This window comes from Streptomyces sp. NPDC088732, from assembly GCF_044751205.1.
GTDB lineage: Bacteria > Actinomycetota > Actinomycetes > Streptomycetales > Streptomycetaceae > Actinacidiphila.
In genome coordinates, this window is the sequence record NZ_JBIVLI010000016.1 from 72,092 (window position 1) to 89,279 (window position 17,188).

General features: G+C 74.2%; 13 protein-coding genes, 1 pseudogene and 1 riboswitch. Of the genes and pseudogenes, 5 read left to right on the forward strand and 9 right to left on the reverse strand.

All coding sequences use genetic code 11. The features are described from left to right. The coding region (locus tag ACIP9H_RS26080) for an Ig-like domain repeat protein (RefSeq protein WP_401961128.1) at window positions 1-1,590 on the forward strand (1,590 nt) is incomplete at its 5' end. 82 nt (window positions 1,591-1,672) lie between these two features. Here the strand turns inward: ACIP9H_RS26080 and ppk2 are convergent. The 6 genes from ppk2 to cobN form a co-directional block, all read right to left on the reverse strand. Further along, window positions 1,673-2,569, reverse strand: coding sequence for a polyphosphate kinase 2 (gene ppk2 / locus ACIP9H_RS26085; RefSeq protein WP_360904939.1), 897 nt, complete (start codon window positions 2,567-2,569; stop codon window positions 1,673-1,675). Window positions 2,570-2,582: 13 nt separating this feature from the next. Then, window positions 2,583-2,807: a hypothetical protein gene (locus ACIP9H_RS26090; RefSeq protein ID WP_360904936.1), complete on the reverse strand. Its 225-nt coding sequence runs from the start codon at window positions 2,805-2,807 to the stop codon at window positions 2,583-2,585. 34 nt (window positions 2,808-2,841) lie between these two features. Further along, complete coding sequence (locus ACIP9H_RS26095) at window positions 2,842-3,993, reverse strand: anion permease (protein WP_401588660.1); 1,152 nt, start codon at window positions 3,991-3,993, stop codon at window positions 2,842-2,844. 95 nt (window positions 3,994-4,088) lie between these two features. Next, window positions 4,089-5,633, reverse strand: a complete 1,545-nt coding sequence (locus ACIP9H_RS26100; protein WP_401588657.1) for a substrate-binding domain-containing protein — start codon at window positions 5,631-5,633, stop codon at window positions 4,089-4,091. Between the two features lie 169 nt (window positions 5,634-5,802). Continuing rightward, window positions 5,803-6,270: a PaaI family thioesterase gene (locus ACIP9H_RS26105; protein WP_401588654.1), complete on the reverse strand. Its 468-nt coding sequence runs from the start codon at window positions 6,268-6,270 to the stop codon at window positions 5,803-5,805. A gap of 78 nt (window positions 6,271-6,348) precedes the next feature. Beyond that, entirely contained in the window at window positions 6,349-9,951 is a 3,603-nt protein-coding gene (cobN, locus tag ACIP9H_RS26110; RefSeq protein WP_401588651.1) for a cobaltochelatase subunit CobN, read from the reverse strand. 52 nt (window positions 9,952-10,003) lie between these two features. Further along, window positions 10,004-10,087, reverse strand: a riboswitch (cobalamin riboswitch). A 117-nt stretch (window positions 10,088-10,204) separates the two neighbouring features. On the opposite strand from cobN, the gene cobG reads away from it, so the two are divergent. From cobG to ACIP9H_RS26125, 3 genes are read left to right on the forward strand one after another with little or no spacing between them, the layout of a single operon-like run. Further along, window positions 10,205-11,551, forward strand: a complete 1,347-nt coding sequence (gene cobG, locus ACIP9H_RS26115; RefSeq protein ID WP_401588649.1) for a precorrin-3B synthase — start codon at window positions 10,205-10,207, stop codon at window positions 11,549-11,551. Beyond that, on the forward strand, window positions 11,548-12,180 hold the full coding sequence (locus tag ACIP9H_RS26120) for a precorrin-8X methylmutase (RefSeq protein ID WP_401588647.1): 633 nt from the start codon (window positions 11,548-11,550) through the stop codon (window positions 12,178-12,180). Before cobG ends, ACIP9H_RS26120 begins: the two co-directional genes overlap by 4 nt. Next, the gene (locus ACIP9H_RS26125; protein ID WP_401588644.1) at window positions 12,177-13,667 is read left to right on the forward strand and encodes a precorrin-2 C(20)-methyltransferase; all 1,491 of its coding nucleotides are present in this window, start codon (window positions 12,177-12,179) and stop codon (window positions 13,665-13,667) included. Before ACIP9H_RS26120 ends, ACIP9H_RS26125 begins: the two co-directional genes overlap by 4 nt. On the opposite strand, the gene ACIP9H_RS26130 is transcribed toward ACIP9H_RS26125, so the two are convergent. After that, window positions 13,655-14,419, reverse strand: a complete 765-nt coding sequence (locus ACIP9H_RS26130) for a cobalt-precorrin-6A reductase (protein ID WP_401588641.1) — start codon at window positions 14,417-14,419, stop codon at window positions 13,655-13,657. The two genes, ACIP9H_RS26125 and ACIP9H_RS26130, sit on opposite strands and share 13 nt — an antisense overlap. 92 nt (window positions 14,420-14,511) lie before the next feature. Between ACIP9H_RS26130 and ACIP9H_RS26135 the strand changes: the two are divergent. Continuing rightward, window positions 14,512-14,784: pseudogene (locus tag ACIP9H_RS26135) on the forward strand (DUF3224 domain-containing protein); the annotation flags it as partial. A 120-nt stretch (window positions 14,785-14,904) separates the two neighbouring features. Here the strand turns inward: ACIP9H_RS26135 and cobM are convergent. Both cobM and cbiE read right to left on the reverse strand, forming a co-directional pair. Further along, a complete protein-coding gene (cobM, locus tag ACIP9H_RS26140) occupies window positions 14,905-15,684 on the reverse strand; it encodes a precorrin-4 C(11)-methyltransferase (protein WP_401588638.1) in 780 nt (259 codons plus the stop codon). A 2-nt stretch (window positions 15,685-15,686) separates the two neighbouring features. Next, window positions 15,687-16,919: a precorrin-6y C5,15-methyltransferase (decarboxylating) subunit CbiE gene (gene cbiE / locus ACIP9H_RS26145; RefSeq protein ID WP_401961132.1), complete on the reverse strand. Its 1,233-nt coding sequence runs from the start codon at window positions 16,917-16,919 to the stop codon at window positions 15,687-15,689. Window positions 16,920-17,188: the final 269 nt, after the last annotated feature.

A 17,188-nucleotide genomic window follows, 5' to 3' on the forward strand; every position in this document is an offset into this window, starting at 1 on the left:
TACGCCGGCGACACCGACCACGACGCCGCCTCCGGCAGCGCCGGCGTCAGCGTCGCCCGCACCGCCACCACGCTCACGGTGAACGCCCCGAGCACCGCCCTTCCCGGCGACGAGATCACCCTCACCGGCACCCTGGCCTCCTCCGTGCCCTTCGCGGACGGCAGCACGGTCACCGTGACCCGCACCGACTCCGCCGCGACCGGCACGCCGGTGGGCACCGCGACGGTCGCCGCCGACGGCACCTTCTCGCTCAAGGACACCCCGTCCGCACTGGGCACCACCACCTACACCGTCAGCTACGCCGGCGACACCGACCACGACGCCGCCTCCGGCAGCGCCGGCGTCAGCGTCGCCCGCACCGCCACCACGCTCACGGTGAACGCCCCGAGCACGGGCCTCCCCGGCCGTGAGGTCGTCGTCACCGGCACCCTCGGCTCGCCCGTGCCCTTCCCGGCCGGCACCAGGCTCACGGTGACGCGCACGGACTCGGCCCACCCGTCCGGCACGCTGCTGGGCACCATCGGGATCGCGTCCAACGGTACGTTCACCTTCCGGAACGTACCGTCCGCGCTGGGCGGCAACACCTACACGGTCAGCTACGCCGGCGACACCAAGCACGCCGCCGCCACCGCGAAGGACACCGTCAGCGTCGCCCGGGTCTCCTCGACCCTCACGGTGAGCGCCCCCTCCTCCGCGAAGCGGTCCAGCAAGATCACGGTGACGGGCAGGCTCACGTCGAGCGTGTCCTTCCCGACCGGTACCAAGGTCACGGTGATCCGTACCGACCTCACGTACCCCAAGGGCAAGTCGCTCGGCACCAAGACGGTCGCGTCCAACGGCACGTTCAGCTTCACGGACACCCCGACCACCGGCGGCACCGTCACCTACACCGCCACGTACGCGGGCAACGCCCAGCACAACCCCGCCACCGGCAAGGACACCGTCGCGGTTTCCCGCCTGGCCACCTCGGTCGGCATCAAGACCAACCACTCGACGTACTCCTACGGGGCGACGGCGACCGTCACCGGGCACCTCGGCAAGACCGGCAAGAGCCGCGTGGTGTCGATCTGGGCCCAGCCGGCGGGCGGCACGAAGAAGCTGGTCAAGACCGGCACGGTGAACTCCGCGGGCGACCTGAAGGTGACCTACAAGCTCAGCCGCAACACCACCTTCTGGGCGTCGTTCGGCGGTGACTTCTCCTACGCGCCGAAGTCGGTGTCGCGCGCGGTCGGCACGCAGATCAAGCTCACCACGTCCGTCTCGCGCCACTACAAGACGGGCAAGATCGGCTCGACGAACTACTACTGGTTCCGCAAGAACGCCGCGCCGCTGTTCAGCACGACGATGACCTACGCCACGAACCGCAAGGAGCGGTTCGACGTCGAGGTCTACTACCAGGGCACCTGGTACCCGACCGACACGGAGTACTTCCCTATCGGGACCGCCGGCAAGGCGCTCATCACCCTGCCGGGGCCGGGCGAGGCCGGCATCCGGGCCCGGGTGCGCGTCTCCTACGTCAAGGGCAGCTCGGGCGACAGCCTGAACGCCACGACGTACGGCGACTGGAAGTACATCTACTTCACCAACTGACGCCCCGCACACCCCGCTCGACGACGAGGCCGCCCCGGATCCCCGGGGCGGCCTCGGCCGTGTTCTCCGTGCGTACGGCAGGTCAGGCCTCGCCCGCCTCCAGCAGGTTGGCGGCGGCACCGACGATCCGCGGATCGGGGACGCCGACGACCTCCTCGTCCTTGTCCGGGTAGTCGAAGCGGGCGAGCACGCTGCGCATGGCCTCGACGCGGGCGCGCTTCTTGTCGTTGCTCTTCACGACCGTCCAGGGCGCCTGCTCGGTGTCCGTCTCGCGGAACATCGCGACCTTGGCCTCGGTGTAGTCGTCCCAGCGGTCCAGGGACGCCAGGTCCATGGGGCTGAGCTTCCACTGCCGCACCGGGTCGACCTGCCGGATGGTGAAGCGGGTGCGCTGCTCCTCGCGGGACACCGAGAACCAGAACTTCACCAGGTCGATGCCGTCGTCCACGAGCATCCGCTCGAACGCGGGCGCCTGGCGCATGAAACGCTGGTACTCGTCGTCCGTGCAGAAGCCCATGACCCGCTCGACACCGGCCCGGTTGTACCAGGAGCGGTCGAACATGACGATCTCGCCGGCCGTCGGCAGGTGGTCGACGTACCGCTGGAAGTACCACTGGCCGCGCTCGCGCTCGGTCGGTTTGACCAGGGCGACGACCCGGGCGCCACGCGGGTTCAGGTGCTCGGTGAACCGCTTGATCGTGCCGCCCTTGCCGGCCGCGTCACGTCCCTCGAAGACGATCACCAGCCGGCGCCCGGTCTCCTTGATCCAGCTCTGCAGTTTCAGCAGCTCGATCTGCTGGAGCCGCTTGTGCCACTCGTACTCCTTGCGCTCCATGCGCTGGTCGTACGGGTAGTTCTCGCGCCAGGTCTCGACGGGGGTGCCGTCGGGACGGATGAGCACGGGCTCGTCCTGGTCGGTGTAGTCGACCTGCATACCGGCCAGCAGGTCCGGATCGGCGGGGTGCGGGAGCGTCGTCATGTCGCCTCGCCTCTCAGGAGTGGAACTGGGGAACGATCAGATAGATGCCGTACGCCACCACCGCGGCACAGGCCAGGAAGCACAGGCCCGCGGTCGCGTACGAGAGGGTCGCGCCGTCGCGGGAGGCCTCGGCCCGGGAGAGGCCGAGGACACCGAGTGCGAAGACGACAACCACACCCACCGTAACGCCAGTGCTGACGGCGGCCACTTCGCCGAGGGCACTCCAGTCCAGGTGCATCGCATTTCTCCTTGTCGGACGCGGTCGGACGCGCTCAGGCGGCCGACGGGGCGGAGGTCGCGGAGGGGCGCAGCGCCACGGTATGCGTGTCGTTGACATTGTGGGCGTGCACCGGGTTGCGGCGCGAGAGCACGACGATGAACGCCGCCACGGCCACCGCCACCACGGCGATCACGACGGTGCCCGCGGTGCCGCCGTGCTGCACGACGCTCGCCGAGACCCCGCCGACCAGCGCGGCGGCGGGGAGTGTCACCAGCCAGGCGATCACCATGCGGCCCGCGGTCCCCCAGCGGACCTCGGCCAGCCGGCGGCCCAGCCCCGCGCCCAGGATGCCGCCCGAGCACACCTGCGTCGTGGACAGCGCGAAGCCCAGGTGCGCGGAGGTCAGGATGACGGTGGTGGAGGCCGCCTCCGCCGCGAAGCCCTGCGGCGACTGGATGTCGGTGAGCCCCTTGCCCATGGTGCGGATGATCCGCCAGCCGCCCAGGTAGGTGCCGAGCCCGATGGCCAGGCCCGCCGCCGCGATCACCCACACCGGCGGCCCCGCGTCGTGCCCGAGGGCACCGGCGGAGATCAGCGTGAGGGTGATCACGCCCATCGTCTTCTGGGCGTCGTTCGTGCCGTGCGCCAGCGACACCAGCGACGCCGACGCGATCTGCCCGAGCCGGAAGCCCCGGGTCACCGACTGCTGCCGTGCCCGCGCGGTGATCCGGTACGCCAGGTACGTCGCGAGCAGTGCCGCGATCCCCGCCACCAGGGGGGACGCCACCGCGGGGATCAGTACCTTCTCGACCACCTTGTCGAAGTGCACGCCCTTGCTGCCGGCGCCCACCCACACGGCGCCGACGAGGCCGCCGAACAGGGCGTGCGAGCTGCTCGACGGCAGTCCCAGCAGCCAGGTCATGAGGTTCCACAGCACCGCGCCGACCAGCCCCGCGAAGATCATTCCCGGGGTGACCAGGGTGTCGTCGACGATCCCGCCGGAGATCGTCTTCGCGACCTCCGTGGACAGGAAGGCGCCGACGATGTTCAGCACGCCGCTGATGAGGACCGCGGTGCGCGGTCGCAGGGCTCCCGTCGCGATGGACGTCGCCATCGCATTCGCGGTGTCGTGGAAGCCGTTGGTGAAGTCGAAGGCCAGCGCGGTCACGATCACGACCGCCACGAGAAACGTGATGTGGTCCATGCCCCTTGAGGAAAAGGGCTCCACGCGTACGCCGGGCGACGACCGTGTGACGCCCGTCCGCACTTCTTGTCATGGGCAGGCAAAGCCCTCGGCGGTCAGCGGGCGCAGCGCAGGAAGCCCGCGGGGGTGTCGCAGGGGAGGTGCCCGTGGGAGGCGACGATGGCCTGGCCGGGCCCGAGGCGCAGGTAGTGGAGGAAGCTGGCGGTCAGGGAGTCGGCGTCGGGAGTGCCGTAGGTGTAGGCGTACTCGATCTCGTTGAAGGGGTAGCGGGTGTCGCCGTCGGCGCCGGTCGAGGGGGCCCGGCCGTTGATCGCCAGGATGTGCACGTGCGGGGAGGCCTTGGCGGCGCCCAGTTCGGCGTAGCCGATGGCGCCGGGGACCTGGCCGACCTCGGCCAGGACGTCCTCGGTGCTGTCGAGTTCGCAGCGGATCACCGGGTCGGCGCCGAAGTTCTTGGTCACGCAGTCCCGGGAGGTGAACCCGGGCTCGCTCGCGCCGCCGAGGACCCGCCTGCGGAAGATGTCGCGGGTACCGGACTCGGAGTTGCGGCTGACGAGGGAGATCGCGCGGTCCGGGCCCCCGACGTCCTTCCAGTTGACGACGGAGCCGCGGAAGATGCCACGGATCTGATCGATCGTCAGATCGCGCACCGGTATGGCGTCGTTCACGACGAGCGCGAAGGCCGAGACGGCGATCCGGTTCTCCTGGAGCTTCGACGGGCCCGACTCCGGCCTCGGGCCGTCGGACATCGCCACCACCGCGGAGCCGTGGCCCGCCTCGCCGGCCTTCGCCAGGTCGCGGACGCCCCGGTCGCTGGAGTCCGCCTCGACCCTGATCTCGGAACCGGCGCAGTCGGCGGCGTAGTGGCGGGCGATCTCCTTCATGACCGGGGCGAAGGCCGTGGACCCGGTGACGGTCAGCCGGCCGGTGGCGCAGTCGAGGGGCGGGGGCGCGTCCTCGCGGACGACGATGATGGTGGCCAGCACCGTGACGCAGACGGTGAGCAGGATCGTGATCCACCGGGTCGCCCGGCTGAACAGCGGGGGCGCGGCGTCGACGGGCATCGCCTTGTTGGGGACGACCACACCGTCGCGGATGCCGCCGGTGATCCGGACGCCGCCGCCGACATGGCCGCCGGTGAGCAGCACCAGCAGCTTGTAGTGCTGGCCCCGGTTGAGCGGCACCCGGGGCAGGTGGATGACGTTGCCCTCGTGGCGGACCCCGCCCTCGCCGCCGACCGGGGCGAAGTGGTCCATCAGCGAGCCGGTGTCGGCCTGGGTGACGGCCACACCCCGGACCAGGCGGCCGGCGAAGACCACGTTCAGGGCCCGGTGCGGGTCGCGGTTGGTGTAGTCGCTGTCGGCGATGCTCTCGCCGCCGTCGTTCTCGATGCGCAGCAGGACGAGGGTGGCGTCCACCATGTCCGGCAGGTCGTTGAAGAGACCCAGCCGCACATTGGTCGTGCCGGTCTCGCCGTCCGGGTCGTCGCTGCCGATCGGGGTGTCCATCTGGACGCGGTAGCCGATGCGCTTGCGGCGCGGTACCCGGCGCTCGTACCAGACCACCCCGACGGAAACCACCAGACCGACGATCGCGGTCAGCACCGCCACGATGTTGTCGGCACTCAGCCAGTCGTCCATGCGCGTTCTCGCATCCCCCGTGCAGCAGCCGTGTCCGTGGTGCTCTCAGTACCGGTCAGGTCGGGTCAGGTCCGGTCACCGTACGAGCGGGAACGGGCCCTGGCGACGGGTGTCCTGTCCCGCCGTCAGAAGTTCGCCGGGCGTTTCCCCGATGCGCGCGGAACCCGCGCTACCGGGGACCGGGCAGCCGGCGCACGCTCCAGTCGAAACCGCCCCGGCACACCACCTCGCCCGCCGCGTCCCTGACCTCGGCGACCGTGGCGATCCTGGCCCGGTCGCTCTCCCCCGCCAGCAGGGGCCGCAGCGCCGCGCGTTCGTCCGCCCCGAGCACGCACGAGGCCACCAGCCGCCCCCGGGCCGGCGCCAGGAACTCCAACGTGGCCGCCGCGCCCAGCGGCACGACGCCCTCGAACTGGGCGGGCTCCTCGCAGGCCGCGACGAGCGCGGCCAGCCCGGCCGCGTCGATCAGCGTGACGAGCCCGCTCGCGTGCAGGCTCCCGATGACGTTCCGCAGCGCGTCCGGCGTCTCCAGCGCCACTTCCGCGGCACCGTCCTCGGCGCGGACCACCTCGATCCCCGCGGTCCTGTTGGCCGGTACGGGTTCCAGCAACGTACGTGCGAGCGCGGTGGCGTCCATACCGTCAGGATGGCAGCGCCGTCCGACGAGGGCGTTACGCCCAGTCGACCACCGCGCCACAAGCCGGCGTGCGCCCCCCTACTCGCCGCCCTCCAGGTCGCCCTCGGTCTCCAGGAACGCCTCCCGCAGGGCCGCGACGACCTCCGGGTCGGGCTCCGCCCACATGCCCCGGGACTCGGCCTCCAGCAGCCGCTCCGCCATGCCGTGCAGGGCCCACGGGTTGGCCTCCTGGAGGAAGGCGCGGTTCTCCGGGTCCATGACGTAGGTGCGGGCCAGCTTGTCGTACATCCAGTCGGCGACGACACCGGTGGTCGCGTCGTAGCCGAAGAGGTAGTCGACGGTCGCGGCCAGTTCGAACGCGCCCTTGTAGCCGTGCCGCCGCATCGCCTCGATCCAGCGGGGGTTGACCACACGGGCGCGGAACACCCGGGAGGTCTCCTCCACCAGGGACCGGGTGCGGACGGTCTCGGGGCGGGTGGAGTCGCCGATGTAGGCCTCCGGCGAACGGCCGGTCAGCGCGCGGACGGTGGCGACCATGCCGCCGTGGTACTGGTAGTAGTCGTCGGAGTCGGCGATGTCGTGCTCGCGGGTGTCGGTGTTCTTCGCCGCCACCGCGATCCGCCGGTAGGCGGTCTCCATCTCCTCGCGCGCCGGGCGCCCGTCGAGGCCGCGGCCGTACGCGTAGCCGCCCCAGACGGTGTACACCTCGGCGAGGTCGGCGTCGCTGCGCCAGTCGCGGCTGTCGATGAGCTGGAGCAGGCCCGCGCCGTAGGTGCCGGGGCGGGAGCCGAAGATCCGCGTGGTGGCGCGGCGTTCGTCGCCGTGGGCGGCGAGGTCGGCGCGGGTGTGGGCGCGCACGAAGTTCGCCTCGTCCGGCTCGTCGAGGCCCGCGACCAGCCGCACCGCGTCGTCCAGCAGGCCCACCACGTGCGGGAAGGCGTCGCGGAAGAAGCCGCTGATGCGCAGCGTGACATCGACCCGCGGACGGCCCAGCTCCGCGGCGGGCACCGCCTCCACACCGGTGACGCGGCGGGACGCGTCGTCCCACACCGGGCGCACGCCCAGCAGCGCCAGCGCCTCGGCGACGTCGTCCCCCGAGGTGCGCATCGCGCTGGTCCCCCACAGCGACAGGCCCACCGACTGCGGCCAGGTGCCGTCGTTGTCCTCGCGGTAGCGGGTGAGCAGTGAGTCCGCCAGCGCCTGCCCGGTCTCCCAGGCGAGCCGGCTGGGCACGGCCTTGGGGTCGACGGAGTAGAAGTTGCGGCCGGTCGGCAGGACGTTGACCAGGCCGCGCAGCGGGGACCCCGAGGGGCCGGCCTGCACGAAGCCGCCGTCCAGCGCGTGCACGACGGCGTCGATCTCGTCGGTCGTCCGGGCCAGCCGGGGCACGACCTGCCGGGCCGCGAAGTCCAGCACCCGGGCGACGTCGCCGGGCAGGCCCTCGGCGACCCCGGCAACAGCCTCCGGGGCCCAGCCGGCGTCCTCCATCGCCTGCACCAGTGCGCGGGCCTGCTCCTCGGCGGCGTCGGCCGACAGGCGGGTGGCCTTCGACTCGTCCAGGCCCAGGGCCTCGCGCAGCCCCGGCAGGGCGGCGGTGCCGCCCCAGATCTGCCGGGCGCGCAGGATCGCCAGCACCAGGTTGACCCGCTCGGCGCCGGCGGGCGCCTGGCCGAGCACGTGCAGGCCGTCGCGGATCTGGGCGTCCTTGATCTCGCAGAGCCAGCCGTCGACATGGAGCAGGAAGTCGTCGAACTCGGCGTCGTGCGGCCGGTCCTCCAGACCGAGGTCGTGGTCGAGCTTGGCCGCCTGGATCAGCGTCCAGATCTGGGCGCGGACGGCGGGCAGCTTGGCCGGGTCCATGGACGCGATCGCCGCGTGCTCGTCGAGCAGCTGCTCCAGGCGCGCGATGTCGCCGTAGGAGTCGGCGCGGGCCATCGGCGGCACCAGGTGGTCCACGAGCGTGGCGTGGGCGCGGCGCTTGGCCTGGGTGCCCTCGCCGGGGTCGTTGACGAGGAAGGGGTAGATCAGCGGCAGGTCGCCGAGGGCGGCGTCGGGGCCGCAGGCGGCGGACAGCGCCGCGTTCTTGCCGGGCAGCCACTCCAGGTTGCCGTGCTTGCCCAGGTGGATCATCGCGTCGGCGCCGAAGCCGCCGTCGGACCGCGCCGTGGCGATCCAGCGGTAGGCGGCGAGGTAGTGGTGGGAGGGCGGCAGATCCGGGTCGTGGTAGATCGCGATCGGGTTCTCGCCGAAGCCGCGCGGCGGCTGGATGACGATCAGCAGATTGCCGCGGCGCAGCGCGGCCAGCACGATGTCGCCCTCGGGATTGGCGCTGGTGTCCACGAACATCGAGCCGGGCGGCGGCCCCCAGTGCTCCGTCACCGCGTCCCGCAGCTCCTGCGGCAGCGCGGCGAACCAGCGCCGGTAGTCCGCGGCCGGGACCCGCACCGGGTTCCGGGCCAGCTGCTCCTCGGTCAGCCAGTCCTGGTCGTGGCCGCCCGCCTCGATCAGGGCGCGGATCAGCTCGTCGCCGTCGCCCGAGGACAGGCCCGGGATCTCCTCGGCGGGCCCGAAGTCGTAGCCCTCCGCGCGCAGTCTGCGCAGCAGCGCCACCGCGCTGGCCGGGGTGTCCAGGCCCACCGCGTTGCCGATGCGGGCGTGCTTGGTCGGGTACGCGGACAGCACCAGCGCGAGCCGGCGCTCCGCGGGCGGTATGTGCCGCAGCCGCGCGTGGCGCACGGCGATCCCGGCGACGCGGGCGGCCCGCTCGGGGTCGGGGGTGTAGACCGGCAGGCCGTCCTCGTCGACCTCCTTGAAGGAGAACGGGACGGTGATCAGCCGGCCGTCGAACTCGGGCACGGCGACCTGCGTCGCGGCGTCCATCGGGGAGAGCCCCTCGTCGCTCTCCTCCCACACCGCCCGCGACGAGGTCAGGCACAGCGCCTGGAGCACCGGTACGTCGAGCGAGGTCAGCGCGCCCGCGTCCCACGCCTCCTCGTCGCCTCCCGCGGAGGCCTCGGCGGGCCGGGTCCCGCCGGCGGCCAGCACGGTGGTGACGATCGCGTCCACGCCGGTCAGCGCGGCCAGCAACTCCGGCTCGGGGGCGCGCAGCGAGGCGACGTACAGCGGCAGCGCCCGGCCCCCGGCCCCCTCGATCGCGGTGCACAGCGCCTCCACGAAGGCGGTGTTGCCGCTCATGTGGTGGGCTCGGTAGTAGAGGACGGCGACCAGCGGACCCCCGGTGACGGCTTCGGCACGCTCCAGGCGGCCCCAGGACGGGGCGGGGGCCGGGGGCTCGAAGCCGTGGCCGGACAGCAGCACGGTGTCGGAGAGGAAGCGGGCCAGCTGCGCGAGGTTGGCGGGACCGCCGTGCGCGAGGTAGGCGTGGGCCTCGGCGGCGATGCCGACCGGGACGGTGGACAGCTCCATCAACTGGGCGTCGGGGGCCTGTTCACCGGTGAGCACGACCACGGGGCGCGGCCCGGCGAGCAGCGCGTCCAGGCCCTCCTCCCAGGCCCGGCGCCCGCCGAGCAGACGGACCACGACCAGGTCGGTGCCGTCGAGGAGCGCGGGCAGTTCCCCCGCGGTGAGCCGGGCCGGGTTGGCGAGGCGGTAGGGGACCGGGCCCTGCGCCGCGCGGGCGCTGAGCAGATCGGTGTCGGACGTCGAGAGCAGCAGGATCACGTCGGGCGTGCCTTCCTCGGGGTCCGCGCCCCGGGCCGGTGGGTGACGGCGGGAGTTCCTGGCTCCCGCGGCCCGGCATTACCCGTGGGCCGCGATGACAGTGGCGGGACCGCACCGGATTCGCACCGGTTTCCTCCCCTGGCGCCGTCGATGGCATGGGCGCGGCCTGGCGGCCGTCCCACCGGCATAGTAAGGGCTGGTGACGTTGCATGGGCCGTACACCTCCCCGGTGCCCACCGGTATGCTCGCGGCCATGCCCGCAGCCCCGGAATCCCCCGTGAACGGCGCCTTCGCCGTACCCGCGGCAGGGCGCACGGCCCGCGACGACGCGTGCCCCGGAGCACTGCGGCTGCACACCGCCGACGACGGCCCGCTCGCCCGGATCCGCATACCCGGCGGACTGCTGACGGATCGTCAGGCACACGTGCTGGCCGACGCCGCCGACGACCTCGGCGACGGCCGGCTCGATCTCACCTCCCGGGGCAATCTCCAATTGCGCGGCCTGCGCGCCCCCGACGCGGCCACCGCACTCGCGGACCGGCTGTCCGCCGCGGGACTGCTCCCCTCGTACGCCCACGAGCGGGCCCGCAATGTCGTCGCCTCCCCCCTGGGCGGGCTCGACGGCACCGGCCACGCCGATGTGGCCTCCTGGGTACGGGAACTGGACGCCCTGCTGTGCGCGAGCCCCGCGGCCGCCGGGCTGTCCGGACGCTTCCTCTTCGCCCTCGACGACGGCCGCGGAGACGTCGCCGCGCTCGGCGCCGATGTGACGGTGATCGCACAGCCGGACCGCGCCACCGCCGAACTCCGCCTCGCGGGCACACCCGTCGCCCTCGTCCCCGCCGCCGACGCCCCCCGCTGGGCGGTGCGCGCCGCCGAGGCCTTCCTCACCCTCGCCGCCGGGCACACCGCCCGCGCCTGGCGCCTCGCCGACGTCGACCCCACGGGCGCCCGCGTCGCGGGCCTGCTGCCCGGAACGAATGCCCTCCCGGCTCCGCAGGCGCCGCACGGCGGACCGGCCGCGCCGCGGCTCGGTGCCGTCCCCCAACCCGGCGGCGCGACACGGGCGCTGTCGGCCGGGGTGCGGCTGGGCCGTGCGACCACCGGCGCATGGCGGGTCCTGGCGCGGGCCGCCGCCGCGGCCGGCGGGCAGGTACGGGTGACACCCTGGCGCGGCGTCGTCGTCCCCGGCGTCCCGGCGGCCGAGGCGCCCGAGGTGCTGCGGCGCCTGGCGGACGCGGGCTTCCTGACCGGCGAGGACTCGCCGTGGCACGGGGTCACCGCGTGCGCGGGACGGCCCGGCTGCGCCAAGTCGCTGGCGGACGTGCGCGCGGACGCCGCGACCGCGGTGCGCGACGCGCCGGACGGCACCGGACTGCCCCTGCTGCCCGTCCACTTCTCCGGCTGCGACCGGCACTGCGGCCGGCCCGACGGCGCGCGGGTCGACGTCACGGCCACCGCCGGCGACCGCTACCGCGTCACCGTGAGCGGCATCCCCGCAGGCGCCCCCGCAACCACCGCCGTGACCGTCCGGGACCTGCCCGCCGCCGTCGCCGCCGCCCGCCGTACGACCCCACCACCACCGAGGACCACGACGTGACCGAGTACGAGAAGGACGGCCCGGAGATCTACCGCCGGTCCTTTGCCATCATCCGCGCCGAGGCGGAACTCGACTCCCTGCCGCCGGACATGGCACAGGTCGCCGTCCGCATGATCCACGCGTGCGGCATGACCGACCTCGTCCGCGACCTGGCCTTCAGCCCATCCGTGGTCGCGGACGCGCGCGCCGCGCTGCGCGCCGGGGCGCCGATCCTCTGCGACGTGCAGATGGTCGCCAGCGGCGTCACCCGCAAGCGGCTGCCCGCGGACAACGAGGTCGTCTGCACCCTGTCCGACCCCGCCGTGCCCGCGCTCGCCACCGAACTCGGCACCACCCGCAGCGCCGCCGCGATGGAACTGTGGCGGGACCGCCTGGAGGGCTCGGTCGTCGCCGTCGGCAACGCCCCCACCTCGCTCTTCCGGCTGCTGGAGATGATCGAGGCGGGCGCCCCACGCCCGGCCGCCGTCATCGGTGTGCCGGTCGGTTTCGTCGGCGCCGCCGAGTCCAAGGACGCCCTCGCCGCGCACCCCTCCGGCCTGGAGCACCTGATCGTGCGCGGCCGGCGCGGCGGCAGCGCGATCGCGGCCGCCGCCCTCAACGCCCTTGCCACACAGGAAGAGATCGTATGACCACCGGCCGGCTGTACGGAGTGGGCCTCGGCCCCGGCGACCCCTCCCTGATGACGGTGCGGGCCGTGGACGTCATCCGCTCCGCCGACGTCATCGCGTACCACTGCGCCCGGCACGGCCGCAGCATCGCCCGCTCGATCGCCGCGGCGCACATCCGCCCCGAGCAGATCGAGGAGCGGCTGATGTACCCCGTGACGACGGAGACCACCGACCACCCCGGCGGCTACCGCGGCGCCCTGGACGACTTCTACGCCGAGTCCGCCGAACTGCTCGCCGCACACCTCGACGCGGGCCGCACCGTCGCCGTGCTCGCCGAGGGCGATCCGCTCTTCTACGGCTCGTACATGCACATGCACAAGCGGCTCGCCGACCGCTACCCGGCCGAGGTGATCCCCGGCGTCACCTCCGTGAGCGCCGCCGCCGCACGCATCGGCCGCCCGCTGGTGGAGGGCGAGGAGGTGCTGACGATCCTGCCCGGCACACTCCCGGAGGAGGAGCTCGCGGCCCGGCTCGCCGCCACCGACGCGGCGGCCGTGATGAAACTCGGCCGCACCTTCCCCGCCGTGCGCCGCGCGCTGGAGACGGCGGGGCGGCTGGCGGACGCGCACTACGTCGAGCGCGCCACCATGGACGCCGAACGCCTGGCGATGCTGGCCGACGTCGACCCCGAATCGGTGCCGTACTTCGCCGTCGCGGTCCTGCCCAGCCGCATCGACGAACGGCCCGCCCCGCAGGCGCCGTCCGGCGAGGTCGTGGTGGTCGGACTCGGCCCGGCCGGCCCGATGTGGCTGACCGCCGAGGCGCGCTCCGCGCTCGCCGAGGCCGACGAACTGGTCGGCTACACCACGTACATGGACCGCGTCCCCGTCCGCCCCGGGCAGCTCCGGCACGCCTCCGACAACCGCGTCGAGGCCGAACGCGCCGAGTTCGCCCTCGATCTCGCGCGGCGCGGGCGGCGGGTGGCCGTCGTGTCCTCCGGCGACCCCGGCGTCTTCGCGATGGCGACGGCCGTGCTGGAGGCCGCCTCCGCCGAGCCCTACCTCGACGTGCCGGTGCGCGTCGTGCCCGGCATCACCGCCGCCCAGTCCGCGGCGGCACTCGCGGGCGCGCCCCTGGGGCACGACTACGCGGTGGTGTCGCTGTCCGACCGGCTCAAGCCCTGGACGGTGATCGAGGAGCGGCTGCGCGCCACAACCACCGCCGACCTGGTGCTCGCGCTCTACAACCCGGCGTCCCGCAGCCGCCGGGAGCAACTGGAACAGGCGCTGAAGGTGCTGCGGGAGGGCCGCGCGCCCGGCACCCCGGTGGTCGTCGCCCGCGACGTCGGCGGCCCGGAGCAGGCCGTGCGGATCACCACGCTGGAGGACCTGGACCCGGCGACCGTGGACATGCGCTGCGTCCTGCTCGTCGGCTCCTCGCAGACCCGCGCCGTGCGCCGCGGCGACGGCACCACGGTGGTCTGGACGCCGCGCCGCTACCCGGCCTGATCCCCGCCGCGCAGCCACTCCAGGGCGCCCGCCACGTCCGGGACGGCCGGGACGCCCGGCGGGGCGGGGGGACGGCGCACGATCACCACGGGCAGGCCGAGGTCGCGCGCGACGGCGAGCTTCGGGGCCGTCGCCGCGCCGCCGCTGTCCTTGGTGACCAGGACGTCGACGCGGTGGCGGGTCATCAGCGCCCGCTCCCCGTCGTAGGTGAACGGCCCCCGGTCCAGGACGACGTCCATGCGCGCGGGGTACGGCGGTTCCGGCGCGTCGACGGACCGCACCAGGAACCAGCGGGCAGTGTCCCCGGCGAAGGCCGCCAGGTCCGTGCGTCCCGTGGTCAGGAACACCCGCCCGCCGAGCGCGGGCAGCAGGGCGGCGGCCCCGGCCGGCGAGTCCACCGGGTGCCAGCGGTCGCCCGGCACGGGCGTCCAGCCGGGGCGGCGCAGGCCCAGCAGCGGCACGCCGGCCGCCGCGGCGGCCTCGGCGGCGTGGGCGCTCATCGTGGCGGCGAAGGGATGCGTGGCGTCGACCACCACGTCGACGGCGTGCTCCCGCAGCCACCGCACCAGCCCCTCGGTGCCGCCGAACCCCCCCGTCCGCACCTCACCCGGCGGCAGCCGGGGCGCGGCCACCCGGCCGGCGAGCGAGCTGGTCACCCGCCATGCCCCGGGGTCGCCGGCCAGCGCCTCCGCGAGGCCGCGGCCCTCCGTGGTGCCGCCGAGGATCAGGACGTGCTGCGGTGTGCCGTTCACGGGCGCACTGTACGGGGCACGCCCAGCGGGTCGTGACGCCCGGCCGCGGCGAGCGACCCGCGCGCCGGCGCGGCGGCCCCTACGCTCGGGCCATGAGAGCCGAGGGAACGTTCACCGTCACAAGCTTCGTGCCGGCCGCGCTCGTGCCGGAGCCCGCCGTCACCACCGGGACGCCCGTCGGCGTCGCCACCATCGAGAAGACCTTCGAGGGCGAGGTCGCCGGCCGCTCGGCGACCCTGTTCACCGCCGCATACGACCAGGGCACCGGCATCGGCACCTACGTCGCGATGGAATCCTTCGAGGGCGCGCTGAACGGCCGCGAGGGCACCTTCAACTTCGCGCACTCGGCGACCACGTCGGGCGAGGACCGCACCGCGGAGTTCTTCACCGTCGTGCCGGGCAGCGGCACCGGCGCGCTGGCCGGGAATCACCGGTGGCGGCGGGCTGGCCGTCGACACCGACGGCACCCACCGCATCTGGTTCGACTACGCGCTCGGCGGCTGAGCCGCGCACTCCGCCGCGTGCCGGTGGACGCGCTCCGCCGAGTACAGATGGCTGTCGCGGAACTGCTCGGCGCCCAGGGTGCGCCCGACGATGATCACGGCCGTACGGACCACGCCCGCCTCCTTCACCCGCTCCGCGATGTCGCCGAGCGTCCCGCGCAGCACCAGCTCGTCGGGGCGCGAGGCCATCGCGACGACGGCCGCCGGGCAGTCGGCGCCGTAGTTCGGGGTGAGTTCGGCGACCACCCGGTCGACGTGGCGGGCGGCCAGGTGCAGCACGATCAGCGCGCCGCCGCGGCCGAGCGTCGCCAGGTCCTCGCCCTCCGGCATGGGCGTGGCCTGCTGGGCGATCCGCGTGAGGATCACCGTCTGACCGACGGTCGGCACCGTCAGCTCCCGCTTGAGCGCGGCGGCGGCCGCCGCGAACGCGGGGACGCCGGGCACGACGTCGTAGGGGATGCCGGCCGCGTCCAGGCGGCGCATCTGCTCGGCGACGGCACTGAAGACCGACGGGTCGCCGGAGTGCAGGCGGGCGACGTCGTGGCCCTGCTCGTGGGCGCGGACGAACTCCTCGGTGATCTGGTCGAGGGTGAGCTGCGCGGTGTCCACCAGGCGGGCGTCCGGCGGGCAGTCGGCGAGCAGTTCGGGCGGCACGAGGCTGCCGGCGTACAGGCACACCTGGCTGCGGGCCAGCACCCGCAGCCCGCGCACGGTGATGAGGTCGGCGGCGCCCGGTCCGGCGCCGATGAAGTGGACGGTCATGGCTACTGCTCCCCTGCGGGCTTGACGGCGGACCACTGGGTGACGGGCATGGCCTGCCGCCAGCCCGTGAAACCGCCGACCGACACGGCGTGGGCGACGGCGAGGCGGACGAGGTCGCCGCCGTGCCGGGCGTACCACCGTGCGAGCAGGGCCTCGGACTCCAGCGTGACGGTGTTGGCGACCAGTCGGCCGCCCGGCCGCAGGGCCGCCCAGCAGGCTTCCAGCAGGCCGGGGGCGGTGAGTCCGCCGCCGACGAACACCGCGTCGGGGGCGGGGAGTCCGGCCAGCGCCTCCGGCGCGCCGCCGGTCACCACGCGCAGGGCGGGCACGCCGAGCGCGGCGGCGTTGCGGGTGATGCGCTCCGCACGGACAGGGTCGCGCTCCACCGTGACCGCCCTGCAGGAGCGGTGGGCCCGCATCCATTCGACGGCGATCGAGCCCGAGCCGCCGCCGACGTCCCACAGCAGCTCGCCGGGCGCGGGCGCCAGGGCGGCCAGGGTGGCGGCCCGCACGTGACGCTTCGTCAGCTGGCCGTCGTGCTCGTACGCGTCGTCCGGCAGACCGGGCACCGCGCCCAGCCTGCGCGCACCGGGATCGGCGGCGCACTCCACGGCGACGACGTTCAGCGGATCGCCCGGGGCGTGCGGCCACCGGTCGGCGGTACCCTCCAGGACGCGTTCGCGGTCCGAGCCCAGCTGCTCCAGCACCCGCATCCGGCTGCCGGCGAAGCCGCGTTCCCTCAGCAGCCCGGCGACCTCGGCGGGCGTCCCGGCGCCCGCGCTCAGCGCCAGCACGCGGCGCCCGTCGTACAGGACCGCGGACAGCGCCGCGAGGGGACGGCCGACCAGGCTCACGACCTCGGTGTCCTCCACCGCCCAGCCCAGCCGGGCGCAGGCGTACGCCACCGAGGAGGGATGCGGCAGCACCCGGAGCCGCCCGGCCCCCAGCACCTCGGTGAGCGTGCGCCCGATCCCGTGGAACATGGGGTCACCGCTGGCCAGCACCGCGATCCGGCGTCCCGCGTGCGCGGCCATCAGCCCCGGCACGGCCGGCCGCAACGGCGACGGCCACACGACCCGCTCGCCCGCGACCTCTTCGGGCAGCAGCCCGAGTTGGCGCGGCCCCCCGATCACGACCTCGGCCGCGGCCAGCACCCCCCGCGAAGCCTCCGGCAGCCCGTCCCAGCCGTCCGCCCCGACCCCGACGACGGCCACGGGAACGGACGCGTCGTTCATCACGGGGAACACCTCGCACGTCGGCGGATTCGGGCAGGCACAGCAGCCGCAGCCTACGCGAATCCCCAGGTGGCCCCCGGGTCGGGGGCGTGACGCCGCCCCCTCCTCCGACCGGCCCGGCAGCCGTGGCCCCCGGCAGAAATCCCCGTGACGGCGGCGCCCGTCCCGCACGATGCTGTGCCCGTGACGACCTCCCCGGGCGCGCAGCCGCCCCTCACGCCCCCGATTCACCCCTGGCGGGCGGCCGTCAGGCGCCGGTTCCGCGAGGG